The 19,775-nt window shown below is 42.0% G+C and carries 13 protein-coding genes; all 13 read left to right on the forward strand.

Translation table 11 applies throughout. The features are described 5' to 3' along the window. Positions 1-39: 39 nt before the first annotated feature. The 13 genes from V8Q34_RS02035 to V8Q34_RS02090 all read left to right on the forward strand — a co-directional run bounded on the left by V8Q34_RS02035 (position 40) and on the right by V8Q34_RS02090 (position 19,758). Positions 40-2,799, forward strand: coding sequence for a YodL domain-containing protein (locus V8Q34_RS02035; RefSeq protein ID WP_055057313.1), 2,760 nt, complete (start codon positions 40-42; stop codon positions 2,797-2,799). Between the two features lie 27 nt (positions 2,800-2,826). Continuing rightward, on the forward strand, positions 2,827-3,033 hold the full coding sequence (locus tag V8Q34_RS27485; RefSeq protein ID WP_024728263.1) for a PIN domain-containing protein: 207 nt from the start codon (positions 2,827-2,829) through the stop codon (positions 3,031-3,033). A 284-nt stretch (positions 3,034-3,317) separates the two neighbouring features. Beyond that, positions 3,318-3,557 carry a helix-turn-helix domain-containing protein gene (locus tag V8Q34_RS02040; protein ID WP_008688092.1) on the forward strand — a complete coding sequence of 80 codons (240 nt, stop codon included), beginning with the start codon at positions 3,318-3,320 and terminating at the stop codon, positions 3,555-3,557. An 88-nt stretch (positions 3,558-3,645) separates the two neighbouring features. Next, positions 3,646-4,383, forward strand: coding sequence for a LytR/AlgR family response regulator transcription factor (locus V8Q34_RS02045; RefSeq protein WP_008688094.1), 738 nt, complete (start codon positions 3,646-3,648; stop codon positions 4,381-4,383). Beyond that, entirely contained in the window at positions 4,380-5,675 is a 1,296-nt protein-coding gene (locus tag V8Q34_RS02050) for a sensor histidine kinase (protein ID WP_117576643.1), read from the forward strand. The genes V8Q34_RS02045 and V8Q34_RS02050 overlap by 4 nt, the downstream gene beginning before the upstream one ends. Positions 5,676-5,776: 101 nt before the next feature. After that, positions 5,777-5,935 carry a cyclic lactone autoinducer peptide gene (locus tag V8Q34_RS02055; protein WP_055650140.1) on the forward strand — a complete coding sequence of 53 codons (159 nt, stop codon included), beginning with the start codon at positions 5,777-5,779 and terminating at the stop codon, positions 5,933-5,935. Continuing rightward, positions 5,935-6,534, forward strand: a complete 600-nt coding sequence (locus tag V8Q34_RS02060; protein ID WP_055650139.1) for an accessory gene regulator ArgB-like protein — start codon at positions 5,935-5,937, stop codon at positions 6,532-6,534. The genes V8Q34_RS02055 and V8Q34_RS02060 overlap by 1 nt, the downstream gene beginning before the upstream one ends. An 89-nt stretch (positions 6,535-6,623) precedes the next feature. Further along, entirely contained in the window at positions 6,624-7,343 is a 720-nt protein-coding gene (locus V8Q34_RS02065) for a thioesterase II family protein (protein ID WP_335834714.1), read from the forward strand. Between the two features lie 10 nt (positions 7,344-7,353). After that, on the forward strand, positions 7,354-8,040 hold the full coding sequence (locus tag V8Q34_RS02070; protein ID WP_055650137.1) for a 4'-phosphopantetheinyl transferase family protein: 687 nt from the start codon (positions 7,354-7,356) through the stop codon (positions 8,038-8,040). Position 8,041: 1 nt separating this feature from the next. Next, entirely contained in the window at positions 8,042-9,631 is a 1,590-nt protein-coding gene (locus V8Q34_RS02075) for a (2,3-dihydroxybenzoyl)adenylate synthase (protein ID WP_335834715.1), read from the forward strand. Positions 9,632-9,645: 14 nt separating this feature from the next. Further along, complete coding sequence (locus V8Q34_RS02080) at positions 9,646-17,319, forward strand: amino acid adenylation domain-containing protein (protein ID WP_335834716.1); 7,674 nt, start codon at positions 9,646-9,648, stop codon at positions 17,317-17,319. After that, complete coding sequence (locus tag V8Q34_RS02085) at positions 17,319-18,752, forward strand: condensation domain-containing protein (protein ID WP_335834717.1); 1,434 nt, start codon at positions 17,319-17,321, stop codon at positions 18,750-18,752. Before V8Q34_RS02080 ends, V8Q34_RS02085 begins: the two co-directional genes overlap by 1 nt. Before the next feature lie 13 nt (positions 18,753-18,765). Next, a complete protein-coding gene (locus V8Q34_RS02090; RefSeq protein WP_335834718.1) occupies positions 18,766-19,758 on the forward strand; it encodes an alpha/beta hydrolase family protein in 993 nt (330 codons plus the stop codon). Positions 19,759-19,775: the final 17 nt, after the last annotated feature.

The following is a 19,775-nucleotide window of genomic DNA, read 5'->3' on the forward strand; positions in this document are numbered from 1 at the left end:
GCCTGTTATGCCATTTTTTAGAACACAGGAGGAATTTGAATGGCGAGAAGTATGATAACAGGAAAAGAAACGCAGAAAATGCAGGAATATACGCAGGAACGGATTGCTCAGGCAGAGCGTAGAGATATAGAATTTTCAACAGATGTAAAAGAACAGATTTTTGAATATGCGAATCTGATCGGCGAGGAAGAGAAAGTTAGGAATTTGGTAAGAAATCTGGCAGATGCAGTGAGTCAGGCAGATCAAGAAGGTGTAGAGGATTTGCTGGATGACGCAAGAATGGATATTCAAGAACTGCTGGATCCAACCATAGGTAAGCTGGAATTACGTGACTATGGATATACAGCAGAAGATATGGTGCCACTTAGAAAAGAAGCAGCCTTGGATTATCACAGAATGGGTTCTAAGATTTATTGCCTTGGAAGTGATGGCAGTAAAGGTGAATATGCGAGTAAAGAAATGATACAGGCACACGACGGTTTGTTTGGAATGGAATTGCAGATGTGGGAACGGATAAAGGATAACAACCTAGATTATGCAGAAGAAAATTTAGGAGCATTTCAGGAGCCTATGAGTGTCATTGAGCAGGAAGAAGCACTGAAATTATACGATGCAGGAGCAGATATCTATCTGATCACTAATTTTTCATCACCGATGTATGTCACAGAACGTATGGAAATTGAACGAGGACCAGAGCATTATCAGATGTCTATGACAGAACTGGAGCGTTTCCGTAACCTGGAATGGGAAATGCAGAAATATCCACAGATTCAGTCATTGAAAGAAGCAAACCTGTTGTTAGGAACAAGAAGGGTATTTGGTATTTATCAGATCCGGGATGATTCACCGGGCGAAAACTATGCTTTTATGAATATGAGTTTTATTGAAAGTCATGGTATGAAGATAAAAAAAGAAGATTACAAGCTGGTCTATGTTGGTGAATTATCAGGAAATATGTCACTGGATGATATTTTTGAAAGGTTCAACATTGATAGACCGGAAGATTTCCGTGGGCATTCCCTGTCTGTCAGTGATATCGTAGTTCTGAATGACGGGGAAAAAGTAACTGCTCATTTTGTAGACAGTATCAGTTTTGAACAGCTAGATTCTTTCCTGAATCTGGAAGAACAGGTCCTTAGTGAACTGGCATATGAGGTAGGAGAACGTTACTTTGCTATTCAGAGAACAGAAGAAGGATATGATTATTCCTTTTACGATGAAGATTTCCGCTTGATGGATGGTGGCGTTTATGAGAATGATGAAATTTCTATTGAAGAAGCGGCGGAGGAACTTTTGGAAGACGAAGGCTGGACTGGAGAACGCATCCGTGGAGATTATGATCGGTTGATGGAGAAAGTAGAAGAAATGGATGAAGTTGTAATGGCAGAGATTCAGAAAAGCCAGGGCGAATATAAGCCATTGGCAAAGGTGGAGGAACTGGAAGAGGCCAATTATAACATGATTGATAATGTACTCAATAATATGCCGCCTAAGAAAGAAGCTTATCTGGAATATTATGCTGCAGAATGTGATGAAATTCATGATATGGGAGCTTATGAGAAAAGCACAGATGTGAAAGAAATCGCAGCAATCTATGAGAAGTACAGAGAAGATCCGGAAAACGCTTATAAAGGCAGTGGAATGGGGATTATTTATCGTGATCCGGAGGATAGCTTGTTTGATGAAACAGAACTGTTAATTGTAATGGGAACAACGATACACGGCGACTTCTTGGATAATGTGCGGTTTTTAAAAGATCAGCCGGTGGTGCGTGAAGGTTTGGAGAAGATTCATAAAGCATTGCCTGATTATAAATATATCCCGATTCAGGATGTGCGTGAGGCAATGTATCCGAAAAAAATGACAACAGAAGAACTGGCAGCAGCATTGGATGAGATTGCGGAAGACTTCGATCCGTATGACTATCGGGACCATGTAGAGCCAGGGCAGGATACCATACAGGAAGTCATGCTGGATCTGCAAAGTGGAAATGTTGGTTCTTATATTTCCTTTCTGAAGGATGTGATTGAAGAAGACTGTGAGCAGTCCGTGTGGGCAGGTGTTTTGCTGGAACGGCTGAAATCCTACGAACCAGATATATCCAAAGAAACAGAGCCGATGGTGTATGTGAATTACTGTGAAAAGCGAGAGCTGATGGAACCACGCTGTCAGAAGCTCTCAGATCTGGATTCCCGTACTGCACAGAAGGATAAGGAATGGTACGCAGACCGTAATCCGAGGACGGATGAGCCGATGGTAACAGCCCAGATGTTTTTTACTATATATTATGCGGAAAAAGGCGATAAAATGATGCAACATTTCAAAGGGAAAATAGATATTGGAACAGGAAATGGCGGTATTTTAAGTCAGCTGAAACTCCAAAATGAACTGAAACTTACGGATGAAAGCTGGATTGGTTATCTGAAAAACAAGGGAAATGAAGAGTTTCAGAAGTGTATGGAAGATCTGACCGATATGCAGAACCATGTGCTGCCATATTTGCAGAGCTTTTGCAGTCTGGAAGAAAAAAGTGTGCAGGAAAAGCAGGAACGGCAGGTTGCAGAAAAGCAGGACAGCAGAGTAGAAGCGTCAAGAGCAGCGAATGTGACAAAAGGGGATAATGACAAAGCTGTGAAAAAGGTAGTTTCGAGTATGCAAACAGAAAAGAATAAAGCAACTACGAAGGCAAAGAAGCCATCTATTCATGAACGACTGGAAATCAATAAGAGAAAAATCCAAGAAAAGCAGGGAAAAGATGAGCTGGAGAGAGGAGCTGATCGGGATGTAAGAACGGTATAAATTTATAGAAAGGCACTTGGCTCCGTTTTGGACATAGCAAAAGTGCTGACAGTGACGAACGAAGATGTGCTGCCTGCTTATTTGCAGAGAGTATCTGATTTTGAAGACTGCCTACTTGCAACTTGTACGAAGGAGAATCAGTGTGATGCGATTGTGACAAGGAATAAAAAGGATTTTCTTTCCTTTTGGATTACACTGCTTTCTCCGGAAGAACTGCTGAATATTTATTCGTAAAAATATGTTTTTACAATCGGCAGCAGAAGGAAAGTTGAATGATAACTCCGATCCAGCATACTGCAAAATATAAAAATTTTATAACAAAGTGGAAAACCCTGCGTAGGATCAGAAATGTTCTCACAGGGTTTCATGTATCTAATAAAATATAGAAATTTAGCGGATTTCTGCTAGAATAAGAAAAACTGTTAAATAAATATCGTGCATAGATCAAAAAGACTATATATGGGCGACCTTTTAAAGCCGATTTATATAAAATAGAAGAAAAAAAGGTGGTCGATACCGTGGATATAAAAACAGCGGTCATATATCGGTTAAACGATCTGATTAAGCAGAAAGATATCACAGTGAATGAAGCGGCGGTGCGCTCAGGCGTCCCGCCTTCAACACTGAAAAATATTTTGTATGGACAAAGCAGGAATGCTGGCGTAGTTACAATTAAAAAGATATGCGATGGATTGGATATTACAATACAGGAATTTTTTGAAGATCCCATCTTTGCAGATTTGGAACCGGAGTTATAGGAACAGGCAAATAATCTTAGGATTCAGATTCTGCAAGATGGTTTTTTTATGGGAAAGGGTTAGAAGAAACTAACACTGGAGGATGAATATGTGTAAAATAGCAATTTGCGACGATGATAAAGAATACAGGGAGAAAATAAAGACGGTCATAGAAACGGAAGGGATTCTGTCTTCGAATGAGATACGGTTTTATGAATATGAATCAGGAAAAGAATTATTGGAAGATGCGGATATTTTGCATGATCTGATTTTTATGGATATGCGTATGCCTGGATTGGATGGAAATAAAACAGTACTGAAGCTGAGGGAATATAATGAAGCAGCGATATTGGTGTTCTGCTCCGGCTGTTTTGAACCGACTCCTGACAGCATTAATGTTGGACAACCGTTCCGGTACATCATGAAGGATCTGCATGACAGAAGTCTGAAAAAGGAAATACCTATGATTTTATTAAAAGTGAAATTGTGCTGTGGAGATTCTTCCGTGACAGTTACATCGGCGGGAAGGATAATGCGCATCCATACGGAAGACATTTTATATATCTGTCTGGCGAAAAGGGGCTGTACGATATACATTGCCAGACAGGGAAAGATAGAAGAGATGCATTGCAAGGAATCTTTAAGTGATCTGTATGAGTGTCTGGCCGGAAGGGGATTTGAGTATGCACACAACAGCTATATTGTGAATTTGGCAAAAGTGGAAGGATTGGAAAAGAACGTTGCGTTGCTGCCGTTTGGAATCCAGTTGAATGTTTCGAGGTCGAGAAAAGGACAGTTTGCCGACGCACTGATAACATTTCTTGGGGAAAGGAACGGCATGGTATGATAATAAGAGATTATTTGATTTGTCTTCTTCAGATGTATCTGTTGGAGGACTTGGAAAAGAACATACTCCCATACAGAAGAGAAAGATTCTGGGAAAAATTTCTCGTATATTGTATCGCAGCACTGGCAATGTTCGGAACCAACCGCCTGGAATCCTCAATACTTAATATGGTAATGATTCCGGTAATCTATATGATTGCGTCTATGGTTGTGTTCCGGGGAAATATATGGAAGAAGCTGGTTACGGTATGCTGCTATTATGTGCTGGCAATTATTCCCGAATTTCTCTTTGCGGCACTTACGAATGCATATGGCGTGACTGGTGCGTCCGAGGGCTTCAGGACTGAAACAGAAAAGACATTAGCACTCCTGCTGATGAGTACCATGACATTTCTGTTTATTAAATGCATTAATCAGGTAACAAGGAAAAGGGATTATCTGACGATTGAGAATAAAACTTTTACTGTGCTGCTCATGCTGCCAACCGCTACGATCATTATATTAGGATGTGTGTTTTATTCAAATATTTCTTTTGAAGGAATGAACAGGGTTATGGTTCCGGTAGGAGCTTCGCTTCTGTTAATGACGAATATCTTCATTTTCACAGTATTTGACAGGTTTGTAGAAAAATCAGAAGAAGTGAAGAAGATGGACCGGCTATACCAGAAAAGCAGGGCGGAGATTGCCAATCTGCAGTATATGAATAAGGTTAATGAGGATAACAGAGCATTCTTACACGATATAAATAAATTTATCTGTACAGTAGCCGGCTTGATAGAAGAAGGAGAGAATCAAGAGGTTAAGGACATCATGGAACATTTAGGCGTCCGGATTCAGAATCTTCAAAAAAGTGTATATTGTGAGCATCCGATCTTGAACAGCATCCTATGTGAAAGAAAATTTCTTGCAGAATCTAAGGATATATCCTATAGGATTACTCTGGGTAATGATCTCAGACTGGATTTTCTGGAAGAGTTGGATTTGATCTCGATCGTAGGGAATCTTTTGGATAACGCACTGGAAGCGGCAGAAAAGACAGAAGATGGCAGATATGTGGAATGCAGGATGTATATGGGAAATGCGGGGCATTTCCTTGTCATGGAATTTTGCAATGGGTATGTCGTCCCTCTGTTAAAGGACAAGGACAGGTACATAAGCACCAAAAGAGACGCGGACAGTCACGGGATCGGACTGCACACGGTTGGAAAACTGGTTAAAAAGTATGCGGGAATTATGCGAGTGGAGGCAGGAGAACGGGAGTTCTCTGTTAAGCTGATCTTTACAATCAAATAAGGACGTGCAAAAATCGCCCAAAAAGTTACCGTTTTTGCCACGGTAATTGAAAAGAGGGCGATTTTTGTGTAAACTTTCGGAAAAAAGGAGGCTTTGTAACTATGAAAAAAATAATCAGAAAAAACATGGGAATCAAACTGCTTGGAGCTGTAAACTGTCTTGCACTCTGCTTGACGGCGTATACGGCAAATCTGGCGTGCAACTGGCTGTACTATCAGGAAGATGAGCCGGAAGAAGTTAAGAAAATGAGGAAATTCTAGTGTGGAAAAAAATGGCTGGTCGGCTTTTTGAACTACAAAGCAGGAATGGGATTCTTGAAGAGAAAGACCGCAGGCTGTATGAATATGCTTACGGCGTACTGCTGGGCAGGGTGGTAATATACCTTATCATCGTCATACTTGGCATCATAACGGGGAATTGGATGGAGATGATAGTCTTTTTATTGCCCTTTACTGTTTTAAGGCAGTATGCCGGAGGGATTCATTTGGAAAAGGCAGGGGGCTGCATGGCTGTTTCCGGTATCCTTGTCCTTCTATGCAGTCTGTATCTGGCGTCTGCTCCGGCTGTAATATGGCAAATGCGGATCATATGGTTTGTCGCGGTTGGCGTTATATTTATCATGGCGCCGGTAGATGCCAGCAGCAAGAAGTTGGATGCGAAAGAGAAAAAAGTTTATGGGATGCGCGCGAGGGTAATTTTAGTTATTGAATGCGCGATAGCAGGTGTTTTTTCTGTGATTGGATATTCCCTGATCGTAAACGGGATTATGGTAGCGCATATTGTTTTGGCGTCCGGTTTGATATTGGGATGGATCAAAAATTTTTTTGACAAAGAGTTAGATGTAACTAATTACAGGTAGAAATAAGAAGTGATTGAGAAAAACATATTACAAAATGATGGTAAACAGAGAGAAAAAGAACATTATGCCAGAGGAATATAAAAGTGAATATGAAATTGATAAAAAATACGGAAAATATTAGTAAAGAGAAAATAACCTTGTTTTGTCTGCCATTTGCGGGAGGCGGTGCTTCTGCTTATAACCAGTGGGCGAAAAAGATGCAGGGGAAAGTAACGGTATGTCCAGTTCAGCTTCCGGGAAGGGAAGAACAGATCATGGAGAAACCGTATATAGATATGTCGGTTATGTTAGATGACCTGGAAGAGGCTGTAAGAAAGGTTGTGTACGGACCGTATGCCTTATGGGGACACAGTATGGGTGGGAAGATCTCTTATGAGCTGGAAAAACGGTTGGAGGCAGCGGGATATACTGCAAAATGTCTGTTTATTTCCGGCAGCCGGGTTCCTAGTATTCCGGAGCCAAATCCAATCTATCATCTTCCGGATGAAGCGTTTAAGAGGGAACTGGGAAGATTTGAAGGGACGCCAAAAGAGATACTAGAGAATCAGGAATTGTTGGATTTCTTTCTGCCTATGCTGCGGGCGGATTTTACCATGGATGAAACGTATTATGATAAAGCGGGAGTAGTGCTGCATACACCTATCTCTGCATTTGGCGGAGAAAAGGACGACGAAGCGGATGAGAGTGCGATCTTGGAATGGGGAAAGTATACGGACGATGATTTTAACTACCGGATATTTCCGGGAGGACATTTTTATCTGAGGGATTGTGAAGACGAAGTAATAAGTGAGGTCATGAGACTGCTTTAGAGAATGAAAAATGGAGATTAAACGATACGGAGAAAAGGAATTTCTGTCAGCAGACAAACTTTATATCCGTGAAAATGAGATACATATATGGTGTATCCGCTGGCCTGAAATGACAGATTTCTGGAAGAACCATGAATATATCCTGAGTGGGCAGGAATTGGAGCAAGCCGGAAGATTCCGTTTTCCTGAAGACAGGATGCGTTATATAGCCGGGAAGGTTGTCGTGCGGATCCTCTTAAAAAGATACTTAGATATGGAAACGATTGATTTTTCTGTCAATGAACTGGGTAAGCCTTATCATAAAAAGATTGCGGGAAAGCGGACAGTGGATTTTAACATTTCGCACTCGGGTGAATTCATACTGGCGGTATTCGCTGTCGGAATGGATATCGGAGTAGATGTGCAGGAGATGGCAGAGTGCCCGGACTATAGGGAGATAGCGGAAAATTTTTATACTGCAGAAGAAGCGGAAGATGTAAAAAATGAAGGACCGGATCTGTTTTTCCAGTACTGGGCGGCGAAAGAGGCATATGTAAAGGCGCTTGGAATTGGATTAGGAAGAGGAATGGATTTCTTCTCTGTCAGAAACGAGAAAATTGCAGAAAAAGATAAGAAAGATCAGGACTGGTTTCTGTATCCGGTCAGGATCAAAGGATATGCTGCGTATGTGGCGGCGCATGAGAAAGGAGACAGATAAAATGGGTTATAAGAAAGATATGAGCAAATATGAGAATCTGGAAGGCTGGGAGAGATGTGGATTTGGAGAACAGCTTGATAGGTGGGCGGAAAAATATGGAGAAAGAATTGCGGTCACGGACAGTGAAGACGAGATCAGTTATATGGAATTAAAGCAAAAAGCAGATTGTCTTGCGGCAGCTTTTCTGCGTAAAGGGATTTTAAAGGGAGACAAAGTGCTTGTGCAGCTTCCGAACAGGATTTCTTTTGTGATCGTGTTTTTTGCGCTTTCCAAGATTGGGGCGGTGCCAATCATGATGCTGCCGGCCCACAGGGAGGCGGAACTGGAAGGAATTATTGAACTGGCAAAGCCGGCCGCTTATATTGTGGTGGAGAAATATCTGGGATTTTCATATGTGCCGATGGCAAATGCGATGAAAGAGAAATATTCATGTATCCGGCATATATTTGTAGATAGCGAATCCGGGGATATCAGTGGAATGATTGCGGAAACGTATGGAGAAAATGGAGCATTTCCGGCTGTGGATGGGTATGAAACGGCGGTGCTTTTGCTGTCCGGCGGGACGACAGGGGTTCCGAAACTGATTCCGCGCACCCATACGGATTATATGTATAATGCCCGCATGTCCGCGAAGAGATGCCGTCTGGATAGCAGTGACGTTTATCTGGCGTCTCTTCCGGTAGCTCATAATTTCCCGTTATGCTGCCCGGGGCTTTTAGGCACGCTGGACGTGGGAGGAAAAGTTGTGCTTGCGTCTGCGACCAGCCCGGATGATATCCTTGACGCAATTACAGAGGAAGGTGTCACGATAACGGCATTGGTTCCTGCTATGGTTACTGTGTGCATGGAAATGCTGGAATGGGATGAAGATTATGATATATCCAGCCTGCGGATTTTGCAGGTGGGCGGCGCAATGCTGGAAGATTCCCTTGCGGATAAGATCATTGAAGAATGGCCGTGTAAACTGATGCAGGTATTTGGTACGGCGGAGGGGCTACTGTCCTTTACTAGCCCGGAGGATGAAGGTTCCCTGATCGCAAGATGCCAGGGAACTCCGGTGTCTCCTGCGGATGAAGTGAAGATTGTGGATGAAGAAGATAAGGCCGTACCGGAAGGAGTTTTTGGGGAATTATTATCCAGAGGCCCGTATACGATTGATGGTTATTATATGGCGGAGGAAGCGAATAAAAAGAGCTTTACGTCGGACGGATTTTACCGGACGGGCGATAAAGCTATGTGGACGAAAGACGGAAGGTTACGTTTGGGCGGGAGGATCAAAGAGCAGATTAACCGCGCCGGAGAAAAGATCATGCCTTCAGAGATTGAAGCTTATCTTTGCAGGCATTCGAAAATCAAAGAGGCAGCCGTTGTCGGCGTTATGGATGAAACCCTTGGAAACCGGATATGTGCATTCCTTGTGACCGATGATGAAGCCGGGATCGATTTGCAGGAAATACACAGGTTCCTGCGGGAAATAGGCGTTGCGGCGTATAAAATGCCGGATCAGATAGAACGGGTAGAGACATGGCCGCTGACCAGCGTAGGAAAAATAGATAAGAAAGCATTAGAACGTATGGCGCAGGAAAAATAGAAGGAGACAGAATCATGGAATATATAGAGATAAAGGAACAGATCAAACAAAAGCTGCCGGTAGCCAGAGATTTGGGGGATTCCGAAAATCTGCTGGAGCTTGGGCTTTCATCCCTGACAATCATGCGTCTGGTAAACCAGTGGAGAAAACAGGGGGTTAAGGTTTCATTCGGTTCATTGATGGAAAATCCTACCCTTGAAGGCTGGTGGGCGCTGATCCAGCGCAGCATGAAGAAAAAAGCGGGCAAAAAACGGGCGCAAGAATCTAAGATAACGCCGGAAAAGGATATGAAACAGCCGTTTCCTTTAACAGACGTACAGTATGCATATTGGGTTGGCAGGGATGAAGAACAGGCTCTTGGAGGAATAGACTGTCATGCGTATTTAGAGTTTGATGGGGGAAATATAGATCCGGAGCGTCTGGAAAAAGCATGGAATGTACTGCAGTATCATCATCCTATGCTGCGCGCCTGCTTTTTGGATGATGGAACACAGAAAATCCTGGATAAGCCGTATTGTGAAAAAATAAAGGTTCATGATTTTTCCCGGATGTCATCTGAGGAAGCAGAGGCAATGGCAGTATCTGTCAGAGAACGTTTATCCCATCGGAAGTTAAAGATTGAGGAAGGCGAAGTAGCAGGAATAGAGCTTACGCTTTTTCCTGAAAATAAGGCACGCCTTCATGTGGACATGGCACTTTTGGTTGCTGATGTACAGAGTCTGCAGATATTATTGAGGGATTTGGCATCTGCTTACCGAGGGGAAAACCTGCCGAAAGAATCAAAAGGGTGGAATTTTGCTTCCTATCTAGAACGGCAGAAACAGGAAGAAGGGGAGGAACGGAAAAACGCAGAAAAATACTGGAAGAATCGTTTAGAGCATTTGCCAAAAGGCCCTGACCTTCCATTGGCAAAACGTCCGCAAGAAGTGGAAAAAACGGTGTTCAACCGCAGGATTGTGAGAATCGAAAAGGAAGAATGGGATCATTTGCAAATGCGGGCAAAAAAATACCAGACAACTCCGGCAATGGTTCTTCTTACTGCATATGCGGTGGTTCTGGAACGATGGAGCAGGAATCATTGTTTCCTTATTAACATTCCGTTTTTTAACCGGAAAACAGAGCAGCAGGGGTTAGAGGAAGTAATAGCAGATTTTACTACTCTGTTATTGCTGGAGATTAACTGCGAAGAAAATCCGACTTTTGCGGAATTGTTGGACAGGATTCAGAAGCAGCTTCATGAGGATATGAAGTATACGGCATATTCCGGCGTGCAAGTACAGAGAGACATTGCGCAGATGTGTGGGGACGCATCGGCAGTGGCGCCGGTTGTTTTTGCCTGCAATCTGGGAACGCCGTTGGTAAATGATACGTTCCGGAATGAACTGGGGCAGTTTTCCTATATGATTTCCCAGACGCCGCAGGTGTGGAATGATTTTCAGAGTTATGAAGATGAAAATGGCGTACAGCTTACATGGGACAGCGTGGATGAGTTATTCCCGGAGAATATGATCCCGGATATGTTGGAGAGTTTTGAGATTCTTCTGCATGAATTGGGAAAGAAGGACTGGAATCAGAGATTTGATGTGCTTCCTGAAAAAAGAAAAAGAGAAATTGAAGATACAGCGCGTACAGGAGTGCCGGAGCGTGTGGAATGCCTGCATTGGGCTGTTATGAACCATGCGGAAGTTTGCCCGGAAGATATTGCGCTTATTGATGCGGGAAGCGGAAGATCGGTATCCTATGGGGAATTAAAAGCACGGGCAACAGCAGTGGCGGCAGGAATTTCAGAAAAGGATATTAAGGGCGTCCCGGTTGCACTTACCCTGCCGCGCGGGATAGAACAGATCGAGTCGGCATTAGGAATTTTGCTTTCCGGAAATTCATACCTTCCGGTCAGCTTAAGCCAGCCTAAAGATCGGAGAGCGTTAATCCATGAGAAGACGGGAGTCCGCTATGTGGTCACGAATCGGGAATTATCCGAAAAACTGGACTGGCCGGAAGGTACGGAAATCCTTGTGATGGAAGGTATGGAAGAGGGACAGGAAAATGTGAGAATGCCAGAGGTGTCGCCGAAGGACAGCGCCTATATCATCATGACGTCAGGCTCTACAGGTGTTCCGAAGGGTGTAGAGATTGCGCATGAAAGCGCATGGAATACGGTTCAGGATATTAATGAAAAGTACCATGTGACAAGTGCAGATCGGGCGCTGGCTGTATCAGCTATGGATTTTGACCTGTCGGTATATGATGTTTTTGGAATTTTAGGCGCAGGAGGAACATTGGTATTGCTTCCAGAGCAGGAGCGAAGGAATGCGGATTACTGGCTGGAACAAGTGTTGAAATATCAGATTACCGTTTGGAATTCAGTGCCGGTGCTTCTGGATATGCTTTTGATACGGGCGGAATCCATGAAACAGAAACTGCCGATCAGGGCGGTTATGCTTTCCGGAGATTGGATTGGGATGGATCTCCCGCAGAGGGTTGCGGCATGGACAGAGGATTGCCAGTTTGTCGCTATGGGAGGAGCTACAGAGGCAAGTATCTGGTCCAATTATCAGAATGTTACCCTGCCGATGCCGAAAAACTGGAAATCTATTCCCTATGGAAAGCCACTCAGATATCAGGCATATCGTGTTGTGGATGAGTATGGAAGGGATTGCCCTTACTGGGCAGAAGGCGAACTCTGGATTGGCGGTTTTGGTGTAGCAAAAGGATATAGGGGAGATTCTGCGCTTACGGGGCAGAAATTTATCACAGATCAGTATGGAAGATGGTATCGGACCGGTGATCTCGGAAGAATCTGGGATGATGAGATAATTGAATTTTTGGGAAGAAAAGATCATCAGGTAAAGATCCGTGGACACAGGATTGAATTGGGAGAAATTGAACATGCGATTCAGGAGTTTCCGGGTGTGGCTCATGCAGTTGTTGATACAGTTAGTGATGGTCATGGCAATAAAACGCTGGCTGCTTATATCGGAGCGCCGATACAGGAAGATTCTAAAGTTACAACGTATTTGTACGGCACAGATATCTTTGGCGGAGGCTGGAAAGAACTGAAGGATGATGTCAGCAATTGGCAGATGCAGCAGGAACGGAAGACAGCATACAAAAATTTCCTTGCCTATGCAGACCAGAGATGTGTACAGCTTATGCTGGAGACACTCATAGAGTTAGGCATTTTTGTATCAGAGAAGGAAGTTCTTTCGCAAAAGGAAATTTTTGAAAAAGGGAGCATTACGGAAACACAGAAGAATACTGTGGCAAGATGGTTGGAAATTTTAAAGAAGGAAGGAATCCTGAGAGAAGAGGACGGCAGACTATCGCGTACCGGGAAGGAAGTGGCTGTACCGGAAAAAGCTGGAGATGCGGAAACGTATTTTAAGAAACTGAAGCCGTATCTGAAGCATATGGTTACTGGGAATGAAGTTCCGCTGGACGTATTCTACCAGAAAGAGCCGGCTTTGGCTCCGAATATGCTGCTTCGGAGGATTCCGGGCTGCGAGGAAACAGTGGAAAGACTGGTGCAGGGATTAAGGCTTCTGGCAGAAGAACGCAGAAAAGAGCCACTCCAGATTATAGAAATTGGTACAAGGGACACTGCAATTACAAGACAGTTTTTGAATGCACTGGAAGATGTAAGCGTGGCTTATACATATGCGGATTCTTCAAAATATTTTCTGCAGGAAGCAGAGAAAGAACTTGCGGGATATGAGAGAGTCGAGTTTGAGATGCTGAATCTGGAAGAAGGCATGGATAAGCAGCAGATGTCCTTGCATAGTTATGACGTTGTGATATCGGTAAATGCTTTACATAGAAATATTGATGCTGCGGATGCGGTAAAGAAAGTAGCGGAATTACTGAAGCCAAACGGAATATTGCTGATGACTGACCTTGTGGTAAGGACATACCTTCAGGAACTTACAGCGGCTTTTTTGGAAAATGGTTTTGCGGATATTCGGGACAAGAGAAAAGAAGCAGGGCTGGTTACCCCGGACTGCCTGCTGTGGAGAGAATGTTTATCAGAGGCAGGATTGGGCGAAGACTGTGCTGTGACAGAGAGATATGGAAGATGTATATGCTGCAGCAGACAGCAGGCGTCTGTCCTGTCCTATCATAATGGAGCACTAAGGGAATATCTGTCAGAAAAACTGCCGGAGTATATGGTTCCACAGAACTATCATTTCATGGAGCAGCTCCCAACATTGTCCAATGGGAAGATTAACAGGAAGCAATTGCGGGAAGATTTTAAAGAAGAAACTGCGGTTATCCGATTTTCAAAGGCAACGACAGAAACAGAAGAAAAGCTTTTAGATATCTGGAAACAATTATTTGGATATGAAAATATCGGAATTGAAGATAATTATTTTAGCCTTGGGGGAGACTCGCTGATTGCCACAAGGTTGATCTCGGAAGTACAGACAACCTTCGGCTGCAAAATAACGATCAGTACGATTTTTGAAAATCTGACCGTAAAATCTCTGGCAAAAGCTATTGAACAGTCCGAACAGAAAGAAGAAGATACACTGCAGATCAAACCGAATCTGGAGGAAGCATATCATTCGTTCCCATTAACCGATGTGCAGTATGCTTACTGGCTTGGCAGAAGCGGATTGTATGAATTGGGAAATGTTGCAACACACTGTTATTTTGAACTGGATGCAGACGGCCTTGATACTGAGTGCGCAGAGACGGCATGGAATCTGTTGATACAGAGGCACGGGATGATGCGTGTTATTATCCAGCCGGATGGTATGCAGCGCATACTGGAGAATACTCCCCAGTATCATATTGACGTGACGGATATCCGACAATTGGAAGTGACAGAAAAAGAAAAGGCATTGGATGAAAAACGGGCAGAGATGTCTCATCAGGTAATTCAGACAGATGAATGGCCTCTGTTTGATGTGCGAATCACTAAAATAGAGGACCAGAAGCATAGAATCCATATCAGTTTTGATAATATTATCTTTGATGGCTGGAGTATGTTCCATCTCTTAAATGAGTGGGCAGAAGTATATCGAAATGGAAAAGCGGAAATGCCGATTACTTTGTCTTTCCGGGATTACGTGCTGGGACTGGAGCAGATAAAGTCTACCTCTGCTTATGAGAAAGATAAAAAATATTGGGAAGACCGGGTGGAGACTTTTGCGGACGCACCGGATCTGCCGCTTGCAAAGAACGAAAGCCAGATTACAGAGCAGCGTTTCTGTCGCCGGAGCGCAAAACTGTCACAGAAAGAATGGCAGTCTGTAAAAGACGCGGCGGGAAGACTGGAGGTAACGCCTTCTGTTCTTTTGATGAGTGCTTATGCGGAGACTCTCCGCTTGTGGAGCAGTAATAAGGATTTTACACTTAATCTGACGCAGTTTGACCGGAAACAATTGCATCCGGAAGTGAACAATCTGGTTGGAGATTTTACAACACTGACATTGCTGGAGATAAAGAATGCAGGGAATAATTTTGCGGAAAGGACAAAGGCAATTCAGAAGCAGCTTACAGAAGATCTGGAGCATACAGCTTATGGCGCGGTTGAACTGGAGCGCGAATTAAAGAAAAAGACTGGAAATATGCGGGGCGCTATTATGCCGGTAGTGTTTACCAGTGGCCTTGGCGTGGAGCAGTGGAATGAAGGAAAGTGGCTTGGAAAACTGAACTATAACATTTCACAGACGCCGCAGGTGTGGCTGGATCATCAGGTGGTTGAAATGGATGGCTGTTTATGCCTGTTTTGGGATTCCGTGGACGAATTATTTTATCCGGGAATGCTGGATGAGATGTTCCGGGCATATACCGGCCTGCTTCATACGCTAGCAGTTCATCCGGAGATCATGCAGGAAAAAACGGCAAGTCTGGTAACAGCGGAAATTTCAGAAAAACGGCGTCAGGCGAATGAAACGGCGGCTGAATTTGAAGAGAAAACGTTGGATGGATTATTCTTGGAGGCGGCAGACAAATTTCCGGATAAGGAGGCGCTGGTAACGTGCAGCAGGCGGATGACTTATCGGGAGATAAAAGAAGAGGCGTTTTACATTTCCGGGCAGTTGAAGAGCATGGGAATAAAAAAAGAAGAGACGGTAGCTGTATTTATGGAAAAAGGGTGGGAGCAGGTAGTTGCTGTTTATGGAATCCTGTTTGCCGGAGCCGCATATCTTCCGATAGATATCCATAATCCGAGAGAACGAGTTGAAAAGATTCTCCGTGACAGTGGAACAAGAATCATTCTTGTGCAGAATCAGGCGTATGATCAGGATACCGAATGGCTGCACGAGTGGGATTGTATTTCTGTGTCTGGATTAAAAACCGATTCTGAATACAAAGCACAGGAGAATAAGGCGGGAGACCTTGCGTATGTAATCTATACGTCGGGAACAACCGGGATGCCGAAAGGAGTAATGATTACTCACCATAATGCAGTGAATACAATACTGGATATCAATGCACGCTATCAGATTACAGAACAGGATACGGCGTTTGGAATCTCCAATCTTCATTTTGACCTGTCTGTTTATGATGTTTTTGGCGTTTTAGGCGCAGGTGGGAAATTGGTTCTTCCGGATCCGGAATATGGAAAAGATCCAGCGCATTGGATTCACTGGTTGAATCATGAGAATATTACCGTATGGAACAGCGTGCCAGCTTTTGTAGAAATGCTGGCAGAATATGAGGAATATCAAAGGCAGGTAACTTCACAATCGTTGCGGTTGGTAATGATGAGTGGCGACTGGGTTCCGGTTTCACTTCCGGGGAGAATCCGTAATCTGTTTCAGAATGTTGAGATTGTTGCACTTGGAGGAGCGACGGAAGGCAGTATTTGGTCCAATCATTTCGAGATCCCAGAGATTGTGCCGGAAGATTGGAAGAGTATTCCGTATGGGAAACCGCTTGCAAACCAGAAGTATTATGTTCTGGATCAGAATATGGAAGATTGCCCTGACTGGGTACCGGGAACACTTTATATTGCCGGAGATGGCGTTGCACAGGGGTATTTAAACGATAATGAAAAAACAGAAGAAAAGTTTGTTGTTTTAGATAGAACTGGGGAACGATTGTATTGTACTGGAGATATGGGACGGTATTGGAATGAAGGTAATATTGAATTTCTTGGAAGATTGGATAATCAGGTAAAAATCAATGGATATCGGGTAGAATTGGGCGAAATTGAAGCTGCATTACGAAGGATTCAAGGTATAACTGAAGCGTTTGTTTTTTTTAAAAGGGATAATGCGATAGAAGACATATGTGCTGTATTAGTAGAGGAAAAAAGGTATCGTGACCGGATAGACAAGTTTTATAAGGAAATGTTAAAAAAAGATCTTCCGATCTATATGATTCCAACAGAATATATTAAAACGAATGCTATTCCGCTTAATTCAAATGGGAAAAAGGATATTCATAAAATTTTGATTGTTGCAGAAAAAAATAGAAAGCCTATTTTTAAAAAGAATAATAATTGTAAACAGCTTACTCAACTTCAGGAGCAATTACTCGCAATTTGGAGAGAAGTTTTAAAAATTGAAAATATTGATATAAATGATAACTTTTTTGAAATAGGTGGAAATTCGATACAGGCAATACAAATTACTAACCAAATGACGGAGAAAATAGGGTGTTTTATGGATATCGGCAAGTTATTTGAGTATCCGACTATCAGCAAAATCGAAAGATATATATTAGAGGAAACGTAATGAGTAAATACATATTTAATAATGATACCGATATTTTGGAGTTTTTGGAGCAACTTAGAGAGAATGGCATTCAAATTTGGGGAGAAGGGGAGAAAATTCGATACAGATCTAAAAACAGACAATTGGCACCGGAAACATTAAGGATTCTTAAAATGGCTAAAGGTCAAATTTTAGATTTCTTTCGAATGATCGAAAAAAATGTGATTCCATTAACATCAATACAAACAGCTTATGTTGTGGGACAAACGGCTGGGTGTGAGTTGGGAAATATAAATGCGCATTATTACATCGAATATACAATAGAATCTTTGGATGTTGAACGACTTGAGCAAATGATAAATCTGGTTATTTCTAAAAATGATGCATTACGGTTGATTGTAACACATGAGGGGAAAGCGAGTTTTTTAGATAATGTGCCATATTATTCTGTGCCAGTTTATTCATTATATGAGGGGAATGATAGAGAGCAAAAGCGGCTAGAGAGAAGTCATCATAGGTATAATTATTATAAATGGCCCATGTTCCATTTTTGCGTTGGGAAAACATTAGGAAAGACAAGTGTTTTACATGTAGATTTTGATTGTATTATTTTGGATGCATGGAGTGCAAAATTACTGTTGAACGAGATTTTCAGTTTGTACTATGGAAAAGATGTTAAATTTCCACGAATCTCTTTTATGAATTACATGAGATTAAAAACAGATAAAGGAGATTTGGAAGCTGAAGAATACTGGAAAGAAAAAGTAAAAAATATGCCGAGCTTTCCCAAACTGAATTACCAGAAAAAATTTGCAGAAGTGCAGAATGTAAGATTTGATAGAATTGAATGTGATTTTTCTTTTATAGAAACACAACGATTATATCAGAAAATAAAAAACTATCATTTTACTCCTGCTGCAGTAATTTCTACAATTTTTATGAAAACACTGGCACAATATAGTGAAACTCCAGGACTTTCCATAAATGTAACATTGTTTAATAGACAGTTATTGCATGAAGATGTGAATGGGATACTGGGTGAATTTACTAACAATGCAGTAATATCATACCAAGAAAAAACGGATTCTTTATTGGATGCTATTCGAGCAACTCAAGAACAGATGTGGCGGTTAGTTCAATATAGAAAATTTGAAGGAAGCAATATATTAAAAATGCTTTCTTCAGGTAGAGCAGGAAAAGCGATTATGCCAGTAGTGTTTACTTGTATGCTGGAGGGGAATGTGTCTAAGGTAACAAAAAAAAGATATTCATTCAAAGAAGAATATGCGATAAGCCAAACACCGCAGGTGGTTTTAGATCACCATGTAAGAGATGATTTGGGATATTTGAAGATTTCATGGGATTATATTATTGACATCTTTGATAAACAATATATTACTGATATTTTTGGCGCTTATGTAAATAATATAAAGAAATTTATGGAAAAATATTAGGGAGAATAAAAATATGTTTGTAAAAGAATTGGAAATTACTTTGGAAAATGGAATGAAAATTTCAGGAGAATTAGATTTGCCAGAAAGGCAAGGTCAATGGAAAACGATTATTTTATTTCATGGTTCCGGTCCATCTGATCGGCACGCTACAGTTGAATCCATGGGAGGTATAGTATCCCGTAATTTTGATTTATTGAGCGAAGGGTTTGTGAAAGCTAGATATGCGGTATTTCGTTATGATAAAAGAGAAAATTATGATATAGAAATAATTATTCGGGATGCCAGAGAGGTAACGAGATTTGTTTCTGGCTTGTCTGAAGTGGATGGAATTCTGTTTTATGGATGGAGTGAAGGAGTACGAGTTTGTACAACTTTAGTTTCAGATTTTCCGAATGTGCAGGCTTTGATTCTTCAGTCGGGTATTGCAGAAGGATGGAGTTCCTATTTCTCTTATATATTGCGCGAACTTACAGTAGAAAAGTTGAAAGAGTTGGATAACAATAGTGATAGCATATTAGAAATTTCGGATTTTTTGAATTGCATACCGGACTCCACATCTATCTCTTTCTCTCTGTATTTACTTATTCTTGGTACGGATAAGGAGGGAAATATGAAATTTAATGAAGAACTTGATCCAGAAGGGAAAGGAAGATTCAGCATAATAGATAATTGGATACCATTGGCAGATGAAATAGTTGCAGATCCTACTACTTTAATTCGATTTGCTGAAAATGCTCCTGGAGAAACATGGGCAGGAATATTAGATGACATAAAAAAAATCCAATTACCTATTTTAGTACTTCATGGTTTGAATGACGGATGGATTTCTCCGGTAGAAGCTGTGCAAATAGCAAAGGCAGCAAGGAATAATGCAGATATAATTTTGTTTAAAGGGTTGGGACATTCACTTTCTAAGGTAAGTTCTCCATTAAAGGATGAAGGCGGTACTATAGAAGATGAGGTTATTGTGAGGGTCGTAAAATGGCTTAAAAAGAATGTGGAATAGTTGAGGAAAGGAAATGT

Origin of the sequence: Blautia sp. JLR.GB0024 (assembly GCF_037000545.1) — a bacterium.
In the GTDB taxonomy this organism is placed as follows: domain Bacteria; phylum Bacillota; class Clostridia; order Lachnospirales; family Lachnospiraceae; genus Blautia; species Blautia celeris.